Origin of the sequence: Absiella sp. AM09-50 (assembly GCF_003433845.1) — a bacterium.
In the GTDB taxonomy this organism is placed as follows: domain Bacteria; phylum Bacillota_I; class Bacilli_A; order Erysipelotrichales; family Erysipelotrichaceae; genus Hoskinsella; species Hoskinsella hominis.
In genome coordinates, this window is record NZ_QVFI01000001.1 from 454692 (window position 1) to 474076 (window position 19385).

Below are 19385 nucleotides of genomic sequence, written 5' to 3' on the forward strand. Positions count from 1 at the left end.
TTATACCCTGTTTTGTCAAAAATTAATCTAATTCAAAATCATCATAAGGGAACATAGGACGTAAGATACGTTTAAATTCAAGCTTTTCACTACGCTGGTAGGCAGGACCTTGCGTCAAAGACATGATACATAACTTGCCATATTTCTTGAAATCATCAGAAATATACCCTTGTTTTGGAATGATGACATCATAATCATCGATATTTAAATGACTACATGGATACTGGTCTAAATCCGTATACTGGATAGCATCATATTCAACGATGACACTCACTGGGGCATCATCAAATTTCACAGTGATGGCAGTTCCAATATCTTTGCGATCTTCATATAATTTATGTGCGATACCTTTGGCAACGATGGTACCATGAACTTCTACACTCTTACATAATTCATCTAGATTGGCACCTAATGTAAAGTCCACATGTGTACCGACTTCTTTATCGTATAGATAAGCGTAAGCATTTTTATCTACGATACCACTGAATAAAAACTGTTTTCCATGAGTATCTTTTAAATTCAATACCTGATGTAAGATATAGGTATTGAATCCATCAGCGCCAGAACCAACATTATCACCAGAATCTGTCACAAAGACAGGAGAACCATCAAATTCTACCGCTTGTTTTATGGCATCCTCTGGTTCAGCGACATTACCATGGAAGTGGAATTCATGACGTTTTGAGAATGCATATTTACATAATTTATCTGCCATTTCCTGTGCATAAGCCTGATCCTTTTCACTGTTAGGCACAACAACAGCACTACATCCTAATTTATCTCCATCATGACGTAAATATCCAATATGGAAAGAAGCACTCATGATACGAGCATCTTTTTCAAGTTCATCACAGAAATGATTGATGGATACCATTGGTTCATCGCTGGAAACACTCTTTTCTCCGCCAATGATAATAGGAACTTTCACATATGCCGGTTTGATATGACGACGATGCTTTAATAAATCCACAAACATCTTCGCAACGATCCGATAGGTTTCTACTGTATCTGTATGTGGTGATTCACGATAACAACGTAAAATATTAACATGATCGACCAGCTCCTGTGAAAGATTTCCATGAGGGTCCATCACAAGTGCAATGGGAAGATATGGTCCGGTAATCTTACGGATTTCACGTAAGAATGCATGCTCCGCAGAACCACCTTCTAAATCAATAACCTTGCTGGCACCATGTAAGAATAAAAAGATACCATCAATTTCATGTAAATGTTCTTTCACATCATGTATTAATCTGGCTAGGATAAAATCAAAAGCATCCTTTGTGACTGGGCCATGAGGATGTCCAATTGCCGCAATACTTGGAATCATTTCTATACCAGCCCCTTCAAAGATATCTCTGGTATACATGGAATCAACACAATCTTCCCCGAATTTAAAAACAAATTTGTCAAATGACATCAATGAACGGGAATGTTCATTGGATTCTGAGCTGAAACGCGCTACTAAAACCTTCATAAACTACCTCCTCGATTTTTCTTATCTTCATTATAGGATAAACCAAAAGGGGAATTGAGAAAAAACTATCCTAGCCATTAGGAAGAAAAAAACATCGACGTTAATCGATGTCTTTACGGATAATATAGCTTAAATGTCTGCCACAGTGATGATCTCTTCGATAACTGAACAAAGCATCATTTGGTGAAAATGTATCAGATTTATTGATGGTAATGTTTTCCATTGGTACTCCGGCATCAAGCAGCATCTGTTTATTTAATCCACGATTGTTCACCAGGGCTTTCTCATCTGATAAATATGTGATATAACCGGATGTATCAAAACTCATAGATAAAATTTGATCAATAACATCACGACCTACTTCAAAGCTTCGATAAGCGATGGCCGGCCCAATATAGGCAATCACATGCGATGGGTCCACATGCTCCTGTGTGATCAGATGCTCCATGGTTTTACGTGTGATTTCTTTTACCGTACCCTGCCAGCCGCTATGAATGGCTGCTATGATATTTTGAATGGGATCATATAACAAAACAGGAACACAATCCGCATGAAATACACCAAGTAAAACATTGCTTTCTCTTGTATATAAAGCATCACAATCATCAATGGCGCTTGCCTGTTCATAAGCACCCTTGCCTAAATCATCAAGGGTTACACAATGAATATGATCACTGTGTGTCTGTTTTGCGAATACACAATGCTGCAAATCTGTGCCTAAAGCATCACACAGATGTTTTCGATTTTCTATGACATGATCTAAGTTTCCACCAACATGCAACGCCATATTATTATTTTCCAAAGCTTCAAGATCACGTAATGTGGTCCCAGCCAGAATATGAATGTCACCATTCCAGTCTATTTTTTTCATAAATTACCTTCCTTTTTCTTTATCATATTATACTATGTCAAACGATGAATATTTGATATCTATAGTATATGAAATTTTGTGCGGTTATGCAAACCATATACATTATAAAGGATAAAGGCAAGGCGTTTGTTAAGGTTTTGATAATTTTTAAGAGTGATATAGTACAAAATACAGGATAGAACAGGCTTTTTTTCAAACAACAGGAAAATTTATTGGCAATTTAGCACTAAAGTGTTGACAGTGCTAAAATATTGTCATATACTATTAGCAGACATAGAAGTGGAGTGCTAGAAAGGAGTGGACCAGAGATGACAGAAAGACAGATTGCAATATTTAAAGCAATTGTAGATGAGTTCACAAGAACAGCAGAGCCAGTTGGTTCTAAGCGTCTGTTAGATCTTTTGGATTTCACTTGTTCAAGCGCTACTATTCGAAACGAAATGGCTGCCTTAGAGGAAATGGGCCTTTTGGAAAAGACACATACTTCCAGTGGACGAATCCCAAGCAGTAAAGGGTATCGTTTCTATGTTGAACATCTGATGGAGAAACAGCTTGATGAAGGTGTCAAACATTCCCTGCAGGCTGTGTTCTCTGAACGCCATTATTCCATGGATGAAATCGTTAAGAAAAGCTGTGATATTTTATCACAGATGACATCGTTAACATCGGTGGTATTAGGACCGGACAGCAAGTATCAGACTTTACAGCATATCCAGCTAGTTCCCTTAAACGAACGTAGTGCTGTGGCTATCTTTATTACAGATCATGGACATACAGAGAATAAAACTTTCCATTTTGGAGAAGATGTCAGTGTCAAGGATATCAAGACATGCTGTGATTTGTTGAATGATAAGTTAAGTGGTACGCCAATTGGTGAAGTTGTGAATAAGATGAAGGAAATCCAACCGCTGTTAGCAAGTCATGTTGCACGACATGAAGTGCTATTTGAAGCATTCGTAAATGCCTTTATGAAATTTGCGAGTGATAACGTATATTGCAGTGGTCAATCCAACATGTTGTATCAACCGGAATTTGCGGATATCGAAAAGCTGAAAGAACTGATGAAAATGTTAGAGGACAGCTCACTATTTCGTCAGATTGCCAATCATGATGGAAATGTCGCTATCCAGATTGGTGGAGATAATGACCTGATTCAGATTGATGATGTTGCAGTTGTCAGCAGTAAGTTCAAGCTGAACAATGAAGAACAGGGTGAGTTGATGATTGTCGGTCCAACACGTATGCAATATAACCGAGTTGTTGCTTTAATGGAATATATGAGCAAAGTGATCGAAGACTTGTATCGGGAAGAAAATCAATAGGAGGTCAACATGCAGGAAGAAAATGTAAAAGAAAAAGAAACGACCGCAGAAGAAACGTGTGAAGAAGTAAAAGAAGACGTGAAAGAAACGGTCAGTGAAGAAACTACTCCTGAAGAAAAACAGGAAGAAACAGAAAACAAAAAAGAAGACAAAAAAGGCGCAAAATTCGGCAAGAAAAAGCGCATTGAGGAATTAGAAGAAGAGAATGCAAAACTGAAGGAAGAACTTGCGGCAAGTAAGAATGCTTACTTTAAAGCATATGCAGATGCTGAAAACTTAAAGAAACGTCTGCAAAGTGAAGCTGACAACGTTCGTAAATACCGTATTCAGGGATTTGCCACAGAAGTGCTACCGGTTATTGATAACTTAGAGCGTGCACTGGATGTCAAGGTAGATGATCCTAACGTAAAAAATTACGCAAAAGGATTTGAAATGATTTACCAGCAGCTGGTGCATATTCTGGAAATGGAAGGCGTAAAGGAAATTGAGGCAAAAGATAAGCCATTTGATCCAAACTTCCATCAGGCATTGATGCAGGAAGCCAAAGAAGGCGTAGAACCTGGTATGGTTATCGAAGTTTTACAAAAAGGATATATGTTAAAAGACCGTGTATTGCGTGCAACGCTTGTTAAAGTAAGCGAATAAAAGGAGGAAACGATTATGAGTAAGATTATTGGTATTGACTTAGGTACAACAAACAGCTGTGTTGCTGTCATGGATGGTGGGGACTGCAAGGTTATTACAAACCCAGAAGGTAACCGTACAACTCCATCAGTCGTAGCATACAAAAACGGAGAACGTATCGTTGGTGATGCTGCAAAACGTCAGGTAGTAACAAACAAAAACACAGTAAGTTCTATTAAACGTTTAATGGGTACAAATGAAAAAGTAGAATTAGAAGGCAAACAATATACACCACAGGAAGTAAGTGCAATGATCCTTCAATATTTGAAAGGATATGCAGAAGATTACTTAGGTGAAAAAGTTGAAAAGGCTGTTATTACAGTTCCTGCATATTTCAACGATGCACAGCGTCAGGCAACAAAAGATGCTGGTAAAATTGCTGGTTTGGAAGTAGAACGTATTATCAACGAACCAACTGCAGCAGCGCTTGCTTATGGTATTGATAAGACAGACAGCGAACAAAAAGTATTGGTTTATGACTTAGGTGGTGGAACATTTGATGTTTCTATCCTGGAACTTGCAGATGGAACATTTGAAGTATTATCTACAAATGGTGATACTCACTTAGGTGGAGATGACTTCGATAACGTTGTTGTTGACTGGATGGTAGATACATTCAAAAAAGAAAACGGCGTAGACTTAAGAAAAGATACAATGGCTATGCAGCGTTTAAAAGAAGCTGGTGAAAAAGCTAAGAAAGATTTATCAGGTATGGTACAGACACAGATTTCCTTACCATTTATCTCTGCTGGAGCTGATGGACCACTTCACTTTGAAGCAACATTAACACGTGCAAAATTTGATGAAATGACAAAACACTTAGTAGAACGTACAATGGAACCAGTACGTAACGCATTACGTGATGCTGGTTTAACAAAGAACGATATTCACCAGGTATTGTTAGTAGGTGGATCTACTCGTATCCCTGCTGTACAGGAAGCTGTTAAGAATGCATTAGGTAAAGAACCAAACCGTTCTGTAAACCCTGATGAAGTAGTTGCTATGGGTGCAGCAATCCAGGGTGGTGTTATCGCTGGTGATGTAAAAGATGTATTATTGTTAGACGTTACACCATTAAGCTTAGGTATTGAAACAATGGGTGGCGTGATGACTGTATTAATTCCACGTAACACAACAATCCCTACAAGTAAATCACAGATTTTCTCAACTGCTGCTGATAACCAGCCTGCTGTAGATATCCGTGTATTACAGGGTGAAAGACCAATGGCAAACGACAATAAAGAGTTAGGTATGTTTAAATTAGACGGTATCGCTCCTGCACGTCGTGGTGTGCCTCAGATTGAAGTTACATTTGATATTGACGTTAATGGTATCGTACACGTATCTGCAAAAGATAAAGGAACAGGTAAAGAACAGTCTATCACAATTCAGAATACAAGTGGTTTAAGTGATGAAGAAATCGATCGTATGGTTCGTGAAGCTGAAGAACACAAAGCTGAAGATGAAAAACGTAAAGAAGAAATCGATTTACGTAACCGTGCTGAAGGATTTATCGCTCAGATCGACTCTATGTTAGCAGACAATGGTGATAAGATTGATGCTAACCAGAAAGAAGAAACTCAGAAACTGCGTGATGATTTACAGAAATCATTAGATGAAAACGATATGGAAGCTGTTAAGACAAAACTGGAAGCTTTGGAAAAAGCAGCTCAGGCAGCTAGTGCCCAGATGTATCAGCAGCAGCAAAATACTGGTAATCCAGGTGGAGATGCTGGAAACAACAACGATGACAATGTCGTAGACGCAGAATTTGAAGAAAAGAAATAAAACGACGAAACGACTACAAATCCTAGTGCTTGCGCTAGGTTTTGTATGTTGTGGTCTACTTGCGTTTTATGTGTATACATCGCATAAAACCATAGATATTACAGAATTCTATCATCCATATGTTCAAGTAAACAAGGAAGCGGCATTGTATCAACTGAACAAGGATGAATATGAAGAATTTGCGAAAGTTTATCCTAATGTAACCATGCAACTGGAGAATAAGGATAAACAGGATATGCATACCGCATATTTTAAATTAAAAAATCAGGATGTTTATGTAAAAGCAGAAGATGTAAAAGAAGCAGCTGCACTTACTAAACAAAAAATGACCAGCAGGTATCTTCCTTTTAATGAAACAATCACTACAAATGATTCCTATACTTTAAAAGATGGTGATGGGAATGCACTTGTGACAATGAATCAAAAAGACAGTTATCCAATTTATATGAAAAATAAAAAAACGATTGGTGTAATGGTCAATGATCAGTTATACTTTATTGATCAAAAGGATATCAAGGAAACAAAACAAGCAGATAATACAAAGGAAGAAGCCGCAAAAGATGTTCCCGTATTTATGTATCATTATTTCTATTCCAAAGCGAATGGAGAAAAGGCAGAAAATGGGAACTGGCTGGAAGTGAATGATTTTGAAGATCAGTTAAAATATTTAAAGGAAAAAGGATATCAAACTGTTTATATGCAGGATTTAGAGTATTTCATGGATGGTAAAATCCGTTTACCGAAGAAAAGTGTATCCTTAACAGTAGATGATGGAACAAAAAGCATTTATCAATATGCTTATCCATTGTTGAAAAAATATGATATGAAAGCAACCCTGTTTCTGATTATGAATAAATTCAAAGATGACACATTGCCTGATACCTTTCAAGAAATGAAGGAAAATGGTATGGAATTACAATCACACTCCTATGCGATGCATACTGGTGGATGTGATGGTGGACATGGTGGAGCACTTCGCTGTGTTGATCTGGATACGGGTATTAAGGATACGAAAAAGTCTTTTTCCATTATAGGCGGAGGCTTTGTATATTGTTATCCTTATGGTGATGTGACAGAAAGTGCGTTAGAAATTATGAAAGATAGCGGCGTACGTATGGCTTTTACAACAAATTATGGTAAAATAGAACCCGGTATGGATAAGCTGCAGTTGCCAAGAGTCCGTATTTTTGGGGAATCAGGGCTATCGCAGTTTATATACAGTCTTGATGAGTAGGAAGGTGATCCGATATGAGTGATAAGAGAGATTATTATGAAGTCCTTGGTATTCAAAAAGGGGCAAGCGACGATGAAATAAAACGTGCATATCGTAAGATGGCAAAAAAATATCACCCGGATGTCAACAAGGAACCGGGTGCTGAAGAAAAGTTTAAGGAAGTAAATGAAGCATATGAAGTGCTGAGTGATCCTCAGAAAAAAGCAACTTATGACCAGTTTGGATTTGCGGGCATGGATGGTGCCGGTGGATTTGGCGGAGGTGCTGGTGGCTTTGATGGATTTGGTGACTTCTCTGATATCTTCGGTTCTTTCTTCGGTGGAGGTTTTGGAGGCGGTGGAAGCCGTCGTCAAAGCAATGGTCCACGTAAGGGCGATGATCGTTTCATGCAGATGAGAATCGACTTTATGGACGCCATTTTTGGTAAAGAAGAAGAAATTAGTATTGATGTAGATGAATTATGTAATGAATGTAATGGTACAGGCGCACGTAGTAAGTCCGATATCAAGGGATGTAGTCGATGCGGTGGTACAGGACATGTCACAACACAACAGCGTACACCATTTGGCGTATTCCAGAGCCAAAGCGTATGTCCGGATTGTAATGGTACAGGTAAGACCATTGTTAATAAATGTCCAAAATGTCATGGTAAAGGTTATGAGCACAAACGTGTGAAACTAAATATCAAGATTCCTGCAGGTATTCAATCAGGTCAGCAGGTTCGTGTGCCAAATAAAGGTGAACGTGGTGTGAATGGAGGGCCAAATGGAGATTTGTATATCGAAATTCTGGTAAGCCGTCACAAACAGTTTACACGTGATGGCAATGATATTCGTATCACCATTCCAATTAGTGCGATTGATGCAACACTTGGCTGTAAGGTGGATGTGCCAACCGTTTATGGTGATGTGGAATTAACCATTCCAGCAGGTACGCAATATGGTCAGCAGTTCCGTTTAAAAGGCAAAGGTGTGAAATCACCACGTGGTGGTCAAGGTGATCAGTATGTGGAAGTGAAGGTAGAAATTCCTACAAAGATTAGCCGTGATGAGCGCGAACTGTATGAAAAGATCAAGAATAAGAAGGAACATGAGAGTCCTTTTGAAAAGTTTAAGAATGCGTTTAAATAAGTAAGATGAGAACCCAGAGTATGGGTTCTTTTTATATTGTATATTATTTTAGGATAAAATAAAGATATAATGGAACTAGGAATCGTTTCGAGTTTATTATTTAATTTAAAATTGAAGAATTATAAAAATAAAGTGTATTGCTTAGTTAATCGTTAGATATAAAAAATTTGGTTCTTCATTTTTTGAAAATCAATTAAGTGATATATTGAAAATACGAGTAGTAGAAGTTATATTGTCATTATACATATGTCTGAATACGGAAAAAAAAGCTATCAATCAGGATATAATAAAAACGTTCGATATGCTACGTTTGATGAGAAGAAACTTGGATATGGTTTGGATTTTAGTAGAATGAGTGGTCAAGAGAATAGATGGAGAAATAATGAGCAGACACAAATGAAAGCTTCATGGAGAAAAGGCTATGAAAAAATCATAGAGTATTGTATTAAAAAAAAGATAGATTGATATAATAAAATCTTAATTATTATAGAAGTAAGATTTTTTATTTGAGAAAGGAAATTTATGTTAATACTATTTATGGCATAGTCATAAATAACTTATATTCCCCTTAGAGTATAGATTAATATCTTAAATGTTAATGAGATTAAGCCGATATTTTGATTAGAATACTTATTATCTATTGCATGTTATTCTAATTAATATCTAATAAAAATATAATTATGTTATTATATCTCAAGTTTTACACTTCAAATAGTGTAAAACATCAAATCCCCTTTATTTAAGAGGTTTTCAACGCTTTAATTCTATATAATGCGTTGTATATGAATATTATTTTGTTAATTTTTTTATCATTTTTGCCAGCTCCTTTGGCTGATAGTCCTTTCAATCTAATAGAAGCAGTATTTCTTTCTCTAACGCATTTAATGTCTTACTGTCTTGATAGACTACCATATAATATAGATCATGTACATTCATATTTTTTTTATGTTTCTATCAACTTATCTGTTGTGACATGTGTATTTTGATCATTTAACCTGCGTTCTATCTGACGACAAATCAATAATGCAGTATAACAGATCAAAAAATGAGCTTTGATCCTTTCTAGCTTTCTATGAGGGTGTGTATCGAAATTGGTTTTCATTACATGAAAACAGTATTCTATCTTAAATTTCTTAAGTAACTCACTAGTGGTTTACACTACTTCTGCTGTTTATACTACTTGCATTATGCATTATATGGAATATTGATTTAGCTCACATTTAGGACTATAATGTATATTAGAGTCAGAACATGGGATTATTGTGTTTAGATAGCGGAGGCGAAAATTGAATATATAAGTCAAACAGCAAAAAATGGAGAGTATCACGAAGACGAATTCAAGTATTGTGCTTTGATAAAAGAAATTGAGGAGCAGAGAGAATTGGTTTTTGCTTGGTCAATACCAAGTGATCCTGCAAAACCAGTTGACACAAGGATAAGAATTGGAAAAATATAAAGAAATCAAAAAATGGTAAGTTAAATGGTGAAAGCTAAATGGGAGTTAGAAGAAGCAGTTAATGCTTATATAAAATCGGGTAAGACAGTGAATATTGAAACATTATTCTAGAAAAATTATCCAGCTGTTTAAATAAAATAGCAAAAAAAGAATGATTGTAGACGATAAGTTCAGAAATATCAATGGACTTTTTATGTAGATTAAGTGCATTCATCATATTACAACCAACGGTAAAAAAAGATTATCAAATATTGGTTATTTTTTTCTGCGGCTTACGATCTATCTGAAAATAACCCTAAGGAGTTTTATTCAATTGTGAACGTTTTTTATCAAAAGTATGCTGATTGAAAAAAAGATGTTATCAATATAGAAAAATAACACAGTCAACGTAAAAGGGAGAGCAAAATTATGGCAAAGATGATGGATATTAAAGATAAAACATATGCTGGTGAACAAAGGGTATACGAATGTATAGAATCAAATTTGCCTGATGAAGTAATCTGTTATTATAATCGTGAAATAAATGGTAGACAATTTGATTTTTGCTTGCTTATTGAGCATATGGGAATGCTTGTAATTGAAGTTAAAGGGTGGAGTTTTTCAAATATTATTAGAGTGATTAGTCCTGATATTATTGAAACTAATTTATACCAAGATCCAGTTGGTTCACCAAAAAAACAAGCTCGAAGTTATAAGTTTGAGTTAGTAAACATCTGTAATAATAAGTATTGTATAAATCCTTTGGTTATGGATATGGTGTGTTATCCATTCTTATCTGAATACGAATATAAGAAGTGTGGATTAAATATTGTTTCAGAACCTGAGTTCACATTGTTTGCTGAAGATATAGAAAATCCAATGAAATTTGCAAAGAAAATTGCATCTGTTTATCAAAAATCAAATCAAACAATATATGATAAAATGGTTGGGGATGTCTATATAACATGTAGAAAGCATTTTGAGGTTATTAAAGAACCCAATAATGATATGACTATTCCATATTCAGAATTGAGAGTATATCCAGACGGTATATCTATTTCTGATATTGGTAGTATAGTGACTGCATATTTTTCTGGAATTAAACAGTCAATCTTTGTTTCAAGAGAAGAAGAAGTAAAACAGATTGTCCAGAATATTTCTAATAAATTTGATGATGAAGGATTATATCTTAAAGGAAGAAATTTTATAATCAATTCAAATAAAAAAAATGAAATAGTTATAAACAATGGAAATTCTAGTTTCTTTAATTTTGAAATTTTTACTATAAACGATTTAAAGAATATAGTATCTTCTAATTTCATTATTTATAACGGTTTAATTGACGCAGATAGAAAAAGAAATCTTCAATATATCACTGATAATTCAAATTTTAATTTGCAGCAATATATGATAGAACATGCTCCAATCGATAAAAATATAGTTGTAAAAGCTGGAGCAGGAACAGGCAAAACATTCTCAATGATTTCTCGAATATCGTTTATTTGTCATCAAGCTAGTAATGCTAACATTTTAGATGTCAAAAATGAAATTGCTATGCTGACATTTACTACAGAAGCAGCTACAAATATGAAAAGTAGGTTGAAGCAAGCATTTATGAATTATTTTGTTTTGACTCGTAATAAAAAATATTTGAATATGATCTCAGGAATAGAGAATATGAGAATATCTACTATACATAGCTTTTCAAATTTAGTCATTAAAGATACGTCATTATCTTTAGGAATTGGTGTTGACTTTTCTACAGTAAGTGGTAGTTACAATAAGCAAAAAATATTTGATCAATATTTCAACGAATATTTAAAAAAGAAAAATGAAGAAGAACCAATATTTTTCGGTAGTATTCCAGGCAGTATATATGATTTTAGAAAATTGTTGTTGCAATTTGCTGATATGTTATATAACAAGGGATACGATATAAAAGATGCAACTGAAGATGTATTTGGAAAACCTATTGTTGAAATGCCATACATGAAAGAAATTATACAGGAAGTTATAATTGAAACGGAAAAGACCTATTCTGATTTTTTATCTGAAAATAACTCGGTTAATCTATCGGAATATATGTTGTATTTGAACAAATGTGTAAATGATGAATCGTTTAATAAAAATTTATATCAGTACAAATATATTTTTATTGATGAATTTCAAGATGTTGATGATTCGCAAATAGAAGCTTTTTTGGCAATGCAAAGAAAATTGAACTTTAAATTCTTTATCGTTGGTGATTTAAAGCAAAGCATTTATCGCTTCAGGGGAGCTACCATGGATGCATTTAATAAAATGGGTTGTGATGGAAATGAATGGCAAGAGTATACTTTGAATATTAATTATCGTACGGATATGCGTTTGCTTGGAAAATTTTCAAAATTATTCAATTATATGGGAGAAAAGAAACTTATACCATATAACGAAAAGAAAGATAAGCTTATAGGAGCTATTAGTAATCAATTGATTTCAGTGAATGAATTGATTGAAGAATATACATATAGCAAAGAAGAAGAAATAGATATTATTTATAAAATGTTATTTGAAAAAATTAAACAGAGAAAAGTGGAAATTGAGCTGAATCCAAATTTTACCAAATTATCAGTATCTGAGAAAACAGTTGCAATTTTGGTTAGAACAAATTATCAAATATCAAAAATATTAAGGCAAGCAAAGAATCAAGACGATGTTTTTGTTGAAAGTGATTCTAATGGAGATTTATATCGAATTCAGCCAAGTATTGATTTGTGTAAGTTAACAGCTGCATTATCGAATCCGAGAAATCCAATTTATTTATTTGATTTATTACTTTCAAATAATATAAATATAAAATTTCCTGTAGAAAAACTAATTAACATGGAAGAAAATGAAAAACTAGATTATTTAATTAAATGTCTCAATGAATTTTATCAAAGTGTTTTAAATATGTGTTGGAACGAATTAGTTTTTGAAGTTCAAAGCAAACCTGTTTTAATGGTTTTAAGAAAGATATATGAAGCTTCAAAGCCATGGAAAACATATTCTTCTGATGAAACCAAGCAACAGTATTATAGAACTAATTATGATTTGATATTTGAGGACCTATCAAAAGAAGGAAAATATAGCTATTTAACTTTGGAGTCCATAAACGAGTCTTTACATATTTTAATTAACACTGGCTCAGAAAAAACATCAAGATCTGTTACTGATGATGGTGATTATGTTAGAATTGTATGTACTACAGTTCATAAATCTAAAGGATTGGAATATGACACTGTAATAATGCCTTTTACTACAGATTCTATTGATAAAATGCGTAGAAACGGATTGGATATTACTTATGTTGGAGGAAAAGTTGGATATTGTTTTAGTGTAAATGGCGAGGCAATAACCAATGAATATTTTTATACAAATGATGAAATTAAAGAAATAGAGATGGAAGAATCTCGAATATTATATGTTGCCTTAACAAGAGCTATCAATAAGTTTGTGTGGTTTAACAAAATTGATTCAAGTGGAAATACTTGGGGAAAACTATTGGAGGAAATATAGAATGGGACTGAAAATATATACATATTCAAATCCTTATGAAATAGATTGTGAATCATTTTGGAATGAAATAAAAGATTGTGCTCATTTTTGTGTCTCACAAACAATGGTTAATGGCATGAACCAAACGTATCCAAATTTGAAAAAAAGGCAGTCAACCGCCACAATAAAAAGTCTTGTAAATGCACTTTATGAAGATTGGGAAAGCATTAATACCAATATTCGTCAGATTATGGAGGTGGATAATGCAATTAGTGAATTGGATTCTCAAACCACTTGCCTTGAAAATGTTAAAAGATCTTTACTATTTAATACAAAATCGATCGTTTCATGCATTAGAATGTTTAAGGAATTAGAACTTGATTCAGGTTTAATGAATAAAAAAGACCTGAATATTGATCAGCAATATCTTGTGGAATTATATAAAATTATTGATAAAAAACAGAATTCTACTTTTTCTTTTGAAAGAGCTTCATCGCAAAATTTTGTGGAAAAAGCTATTGATGACGCAATACTATATCACAAAAAAAATGTTGATCTAAGTGCTATTAATAGGAATAGAATCGTTATTCATGGAATTCATCAATTTACACCAGCAATGTTAGTGGCTATAGAAGACATTAGTAAATATAAAGATGTAATCTTACTTTTCAATTATCAAAAACAATATTCTTCAGTATATGAAACATGGATGAATATATATTCTATTTTCGATTTACCTATTAATAATCAAAGTGTTAATCAATTTGTTCCAATGCCTTTATTAATTAACTCATATCAATCAAATGTATTAGCTGATTATATTGGGCACTTATCAAATGGAGAATTTATAGAGAAAAATAAAATTTTAAATAACTTAGAAATAATTGAATTTGATAACACAACTGAGTTTGCCAATTACGTTGCTATGCTTTTTGATAAAGCAAAAAAAACTAACAGACAAAATTCAAATGTCAATAATCCGTTAGAATTTATGGAAGAACAATTATATTCCGCTTCTGGAAAAGTGAATGATATTTTAAGAGCTTATTTCCCAGAACAATTTGGTGAAAGACATTTTTTAGATTATCCAATTGGGCATTTCTTTGTATCGACTACTAATATGTGGGATTACGAAACAAAGTCTGTTAGGATTGAAAATTTTTCAGATATAAAAGAGTGTTTGAATTCTGGAATTATTTGTGAAAGTAATTCAGGTCAGCTAGTAAGTACATTTAACATGGTAGAACCATATATAGAAAAGGAAAATACAATAGATGGCATAAATAAAAAAATAAATCAATTAATTAAAAATGCAAACAAAAAACATGAAGATAAAGATAAGGTTGGCTATTTTAATGTCAATTTTGATGCTTTACAAGAGTTAAAAAAGGCTTTAACAGAATTGGAACAAATTATTAATTCATTTTTTTATGATTTTGACAATGGTGGTGACAATTTTAGAAGATTCTATAAAAGAATTCGTGCCTTTATTATTTCTCGAATTGGAGATATTAATGAGTTAGATGAAGAAATGCATACTGTTATCGAAAGATTATTAACTAGATTAGAAGAGTCTGATTTACCAGAAAATGGAACATTCAACTCTTTAAAGCATACTATGAGCTATTATTTGAATCAAGATGAGAATATAGCAAGAGGAGCACATTGGATCGTTAGAAATTTTGATCAAATTGACGGTGATATACTCAGAAGTGCAACTCAAGATCCAGATAAAGTCTGTTACCATTTTTGCTGCTTGAGTGATAAAGATATATGTTCAGGAAGAGATGAGAGATTACCTTGGCCGTTAGATATTAAATTTTTTGAATATAGTTATAAGGCTCTAGATTTTAAGTATCAGTTATTTTTAAAATCAAAAATGGAATATCGTAATTTTAAAAGATATGCGTTGTTGTATGGATTAGAATTTAATAGGGTAGCTTGTAAACTTAGTTATGTTAAAAATGAAGAAAATAAAGATAATGATTTATTTTACATGTTTAAATTATTAGGGGTAAATATTAGAAAACATTCATCTTTTAATTCAAATAATTATTTAGGGCATATGCTTATTGAATCTAAAGGAGAAGATATTGAAGAAGCAGTGAAAATGATTTCAACTGAGGATAAAATGAAATTAAAATTATGCCCATATCGTTTTGCTTTAGAAAGTATTGAACAAGGAAAAACTATTTTTCGTGATAGATTTTTAATTCATTCTTATTTAAAAATACTAATTAGTAATAGCGTAAAGAAAAAACTTAATGGAAAACCATATAACGACGATATCATCAAAAAAGCTATTCAAGAGGAATATGAAGTAATTGAAGTTAGATTTCGTATTTCGGACGAATTAGAAAAAACACAGATTATATCATCTGTTTATAAAGAAATTTATAGTTATATTTCCTCAATGAAAAAATATAACAGGAATAAAAATGCATTTCCTATTATTTCAAGTCAAATGGATCGTGAAATGCATTTAAAAAGAGATTTTTTGAATATTTCTATAAAAGGATTATTAGATATTCCAAAAGACGAAGAAGTAAAACAAGCATTGATAGATAAAAAATTCTACTGTAAGCATGGGAAACATTGTTTGTATTGTGCAAGTAAAGATATTTGTCTAGAATACGGTGCTAATACAGGAGGTGAATAACTTTGATAAAATGTGGTATGTTTGTCAGATGTTCAATTGATGATGAAAAGTATTCTCGTGATTACGCTATCGGAAAAGTTAAATCAATTGATGAATTTTCTGAATTGCTTGAAATTCAGTTTTTTGATGTCACAGGTATTGGAGATTTCTACCCAAAACCAGAAAACAAGCAATATAGTTTACACAATGTATCTCATTGTAAAATTAGGATTGGTGCAATAGTAAAATATAAAAAAACTAAATATATAGTAAAAGCTTCTGTTATAAAAAAAGAAGATGGTTTGTATTACTACTATCTTCAATCTGAAACTGATAAGATAGAATGTTTACCTGAGACAGTATTAGAATGTTCGTATAATGATGGCTATGTAAAACCATTAGAACAATTGAAACAATATGAATTTCAAAACCCGATGTGGTTTTTTGGAAGAAGTATTGTAAGTAAAACTATGAACATCATCAATAATTCTTTATATGGTTTTGATGAAATTGCAGGGTGCAAAATCTTTTTGAAAACTCATCAGTTAAAGACTATTGTTAGGTGTCTTCAAGATGGAACTTGTAGAAATATGATTGCTGATGAAGTGGGTATGGGAAAAACTATTGAAGCTTTAGCAATTTTGAAAGTGTTTTTAAAGGATAATCATAATTCTAAGATCTTAATTCTCGTTCCAGATGCGTTGCTTGAACAATGGGAAATAGAGATGGCGTACAAATTTCATATTCTTACAGGTAAAGATGTTAATGACAATGTTATTGATTTAGTAGGAGTGAATAGTTTTTGTGAAAATGCATCACCATATAGTTCACTAAATTCTGAAGAATCATACGATTTTGTAATTGCTGATGAAGTACATAAATATTTACGTGATGATAAACGATATAGGTTATTATTACATCTTAGTAAACGTGCAAAAAATATACTGATGTTAAGTGCAACACCGGTGCAAAGGAGGAAAGATGAGTATAAAAAATTGCTGCAACTAATTCAGCCTAAAAAATATGAGCAGATGTCAAATGAAAAATTTGAAGAGTTACTAGAACTTCAAGGAGATGTTGTACGAAGAGTTCATGAAGTTTTGGAAGATTTAGATTCCTATTTAGAAGAGATAGAAGATACTTTTAATGAACATACAGAAGAAACTGAGGAAGCATTCAAGGATATTACGGATGGATTGAAAAAAATCTATAAATTAATTAACGATGAGATGTTTCAAAATTTATGCAGTAAAATCGATTATTCAAGTGATGATTTCGGGATCGAAGGAATTCAGTCTGCAATAGCTTATGTATGTGAAAATTATCAATTTGAAAGATCGATCATTCGAAATAGACGTGATGAAGATGAGGATTATAATTTAAGAGAATTAATAGAAATACCTTACGATATGCGAACTAATTTTAATAATACTGAATACAACATATATAAGGAATTAGCTTTTTGGATAGAGAGAAGTGATTTGGATTACGATACTTTTTTACAACATTATAAAAGTATTGTGTCTTCTTTCTTTAGTTCGGCTGCTGCATTTTACAACGAACTAAAAAATACTGTACTTAGTGTTCCAGAAGAATTACTACAATTGGCTGATAATTGGAAAAATGAAGAAGCAGAAAATCTGGAAAATATAAATACATATATGGAAGATCCAACTGGCTTTGAATCAAGAATAAATAATATTATAGATTTTATTGATCAAGAAGCAAGCGAACAAAAAGTCTTGGTTTTTACAAGCTTTGATGAGACATTCTCTTTGTTTAAAGAAGCATTTATAAATTATTTTGGAGAACAACATTGTACTTTTTTCTCCAGAAATATGGATTCAGATGAACGTGAACTAGGTGCATATAGATTTGAAACTGATGAAGATTATTGGATTTTATTATCTGATGAATCTGGAGGGGAAGGCAGAAACTTCCAAAATGCAGATATATTGGTTCATATTGATCTTCCATGGAGTGCGAATGATTTGGAACAACGAATTGGACGGTTGGATAGAATCGGGCGAGAACGAAATAAACCAGTTATTTCTGTTGCCTGTTATTCTCAAGAAACTCTGGAGGAAGATTTGTTTTCATTTTGGAATGATGGTATTGGTATTTTTACAAAATCACAAAGTGGTTTAGAAATAATTATGAATTCCATGGATGAAAAGATTATCAGAGCTTTGAGCAAAGACTTCAAATATGGTTTAGCAAATATTATTGAAGATGTAAACAAAGAATTGGAAGGTTTAAAAGAGGTAATAAAGAAAGAACGATATTTTGATGTAGCGGAGTATAAATATCAGGCTATAAATAGAATTATGGATAACACAAGGGAGTTATATGCTGCAAATGAAAAACAGTTATTTGGAGATTCAATGATGAAATGGTCTTCATTATCTGGATTTAGAGGACATGAATTAGAAAAATCAATGGTGAGATTTGATGCATCTTCCTTTTCACTTAATTCTGCTTATAACTCGTTGTTTGTTCCACCAGATATCAGACTAATGATTAGTGATAAGATAAATCAATTACAAAATAAGGTCCGAAGTATGAATGGAGACCGAGCTATTCATACAGATAACAATTATATTCAGGGAACATTTGACAGACAAATAGCACTTGATAATGACTACATTCATTTTTTTGCACCGGGTGATCCCATCTTCGATAGTATTGTAAATAATGCATTAAATTCTTATAAAGGTACATGCGCAGCATTTGCTTGTAAGGCGTATGCCGATTGGGAAGGTTTTATCTTTACATGGAATCTATCTCCAGATGAAATCAAAATTCTAAAAAAAGGGCTTTCGACTCATCTTATAGATAAATATAGAGGATTTATGCCTATTGAACAGTTCCAATGTGCAGTTTCTATTTCGGATAGTCATTCAGTTGCAGAAGCAGAAATCCTAAAGGTGTATAATTATCTGATGACGTCAGATAATGTCAACAGAAAAAAATTCCAACATCTTGGAAAAAGAGCAGGAATTAATTCTAATATGGACATTTTTGCTAGTGTTTATCCTCCTGAAAGATGGGAAGAATTAGTTGATGAAAACTATAAGAAAGCAATAAAAATGGTAAAGAAGAGGATTTCTGCAAAATTGAACAAACAATTAGGACTCTTAAAAATAGAATTATTAAAAAATAGTGGAGCAAAAAAAGCGACAACTAACTATTATTTACAAACAGGATTACCTGAGGACGATGGAATAAATGAGATGATTAAAGTGTACCCTTTGTCAAGGACAATTAAAAAAAAACCAGTGTAAATCTTA

At 32.8% G+C, this 19385-nt stretch carries 11 protein-coding genes; 9 read left to right on the forward strand and 2 right to left on the reverse strand.

Annotated features, from left to right (window positions below; genetic code table 11):
• Positions 1-22: 22 nt before the first annotated feature.
• Positions 23-1477: a M81 family metallopeptidase gene (locus DW114_RS02265; RefSeq protein WP_117451955.1), complete on the reverse strand. Its 1455-nt coding sequence runs from the start codon at positions 1475-1477 to the stop codon at positions 23-25.
• Positions 1478-1577: 100 nt separating this feature from the next.
• Positions 1578-2348 carry a peptidoglycan editing factor PgeF gene (gene pgeF, locus DW114_RS02270; protein WP_117451957.1) on the reverse strand — a complete coding sequence of 257 codons (771 nt, stop codon included), beginning with the start codon at positions 2346-2348 and terminating at the stop codon, positions 1578-1580.
• Between the two features lie 308 nt (positions 2349-2656).
• Here pgeF and hrcA point away from each other — a divergent pair, with 308 nt between their 5' ends.
• The 9 genes from hrcA to DW114_RS02315 all read left to right on the forward strand — a co-directional run bounded on the left by hrcA (position 2657) and on the right by DW114_RS02315 (position 19379).
• The gene (gene hrcA, locus DW114_RS02275) at positions 2657-3670 is read left to right on the forward strand and encodes a heat-inducible transcriptional repressor HrcA (RefSeq protein WP_117451959.1); all 1014 of its coding nucleotides are present in this window, start codon (positions 2657-2659) and stop codon (positions 3668-3670) included.
• 9 nt (positions 3671-3679) lie between these two features.
• The gene (gene grpE / locus DW114_RS02280) at positions 3680-4315 is read left to right on the forward strand and encodes a nucleotide exchange factor GrpE (RefSeq protein ID WP_117451961.1); all 636 of its coding nucleotides are present in this window, start codon (positions 3680-3682) and stop codon (positions 4313-4315) included.
• Positions 4316-4330: 15 nt separating this feature from the next.
• On the forward strand, positions 4331-6142 hold the full coding sequence (dnaK, locus tag DW114_RS02285) for a molecular chaperone DnaK (protein WP_117451963.1): 1812 nt from the start codon (positions 4331-4333) through the stop codon (positions 6140-6142).
• The gene (locus DW114_RS02290; protein ID WP_233509536.1) at positions 6126-7376 is read left to right on the forward strand and encodes a polysaccharide deacetylase family protein; all 1251 of its coding nucleotides are present in this window, start codon (positions 6126-6128) and stop codon (positions 7374-7376) included. The genes dnaK and DW114_RS02290 overlap by 17 nt, the downstream gene beginning before the upstream one ends.
• Before the next feature lie 14 nt (positions 7377-7390).
• Complete coding sequence (gene dnaJ, locus DW114_RS02295; protein WP_117451965.1) at positions 7391-8506, forward strand: molecular chaperone DnaJ; 1116 nt, start codon at positions 7391-7393, stop codon at positions 8504-8506.
• 246 nt (positions 8507-8752) lie between these two features.
• Complete coding sequence (locus tag DW114_RS02300) at positions 8753-8971, forward strand: hypothetical protein (RefSeq protein ID WP_117451967.1); 219 nt, start codon at positions 8753-8755, stop codon at positions 8969-8971.
• A gap of 1399 nt (positions 8972-10370) precedes the next feature.
• Positions 10371-13478 (forward strand): UvrD-helicase domain-containing protein, encoded by a 3108-nt coding sequence (locus DW114_RS02305; protein ID WP_117451969.1) that lies wholly within the window; start codon positions 10371-10373, stop codon positions 13476-13478.
• Between the two features lies 1 nt (position 13479).
• Complete coding sequence (locus DW114_RS02310) at positions 13480-16116, forward strand: hypothetical protein (RefSeq protein ID WP_117451971.1); 2637 nt, start codon at positions 13480-13482, stop codon at positions 16114-16116.
• Positions 16117-16118: 2 nt separating this feature from the next.
• A complete protein-coding gene (locus DW114_RS02315) occupies positions 16119-19379 on the forward strand; it encodes an SNF2-related protein (protein WP_117451973.1) in 3261 nt (1086 codons plus the stop codon).
• The last annotated feature ends 6 nt before the right edge of the window (positions 19380-19385 follow it).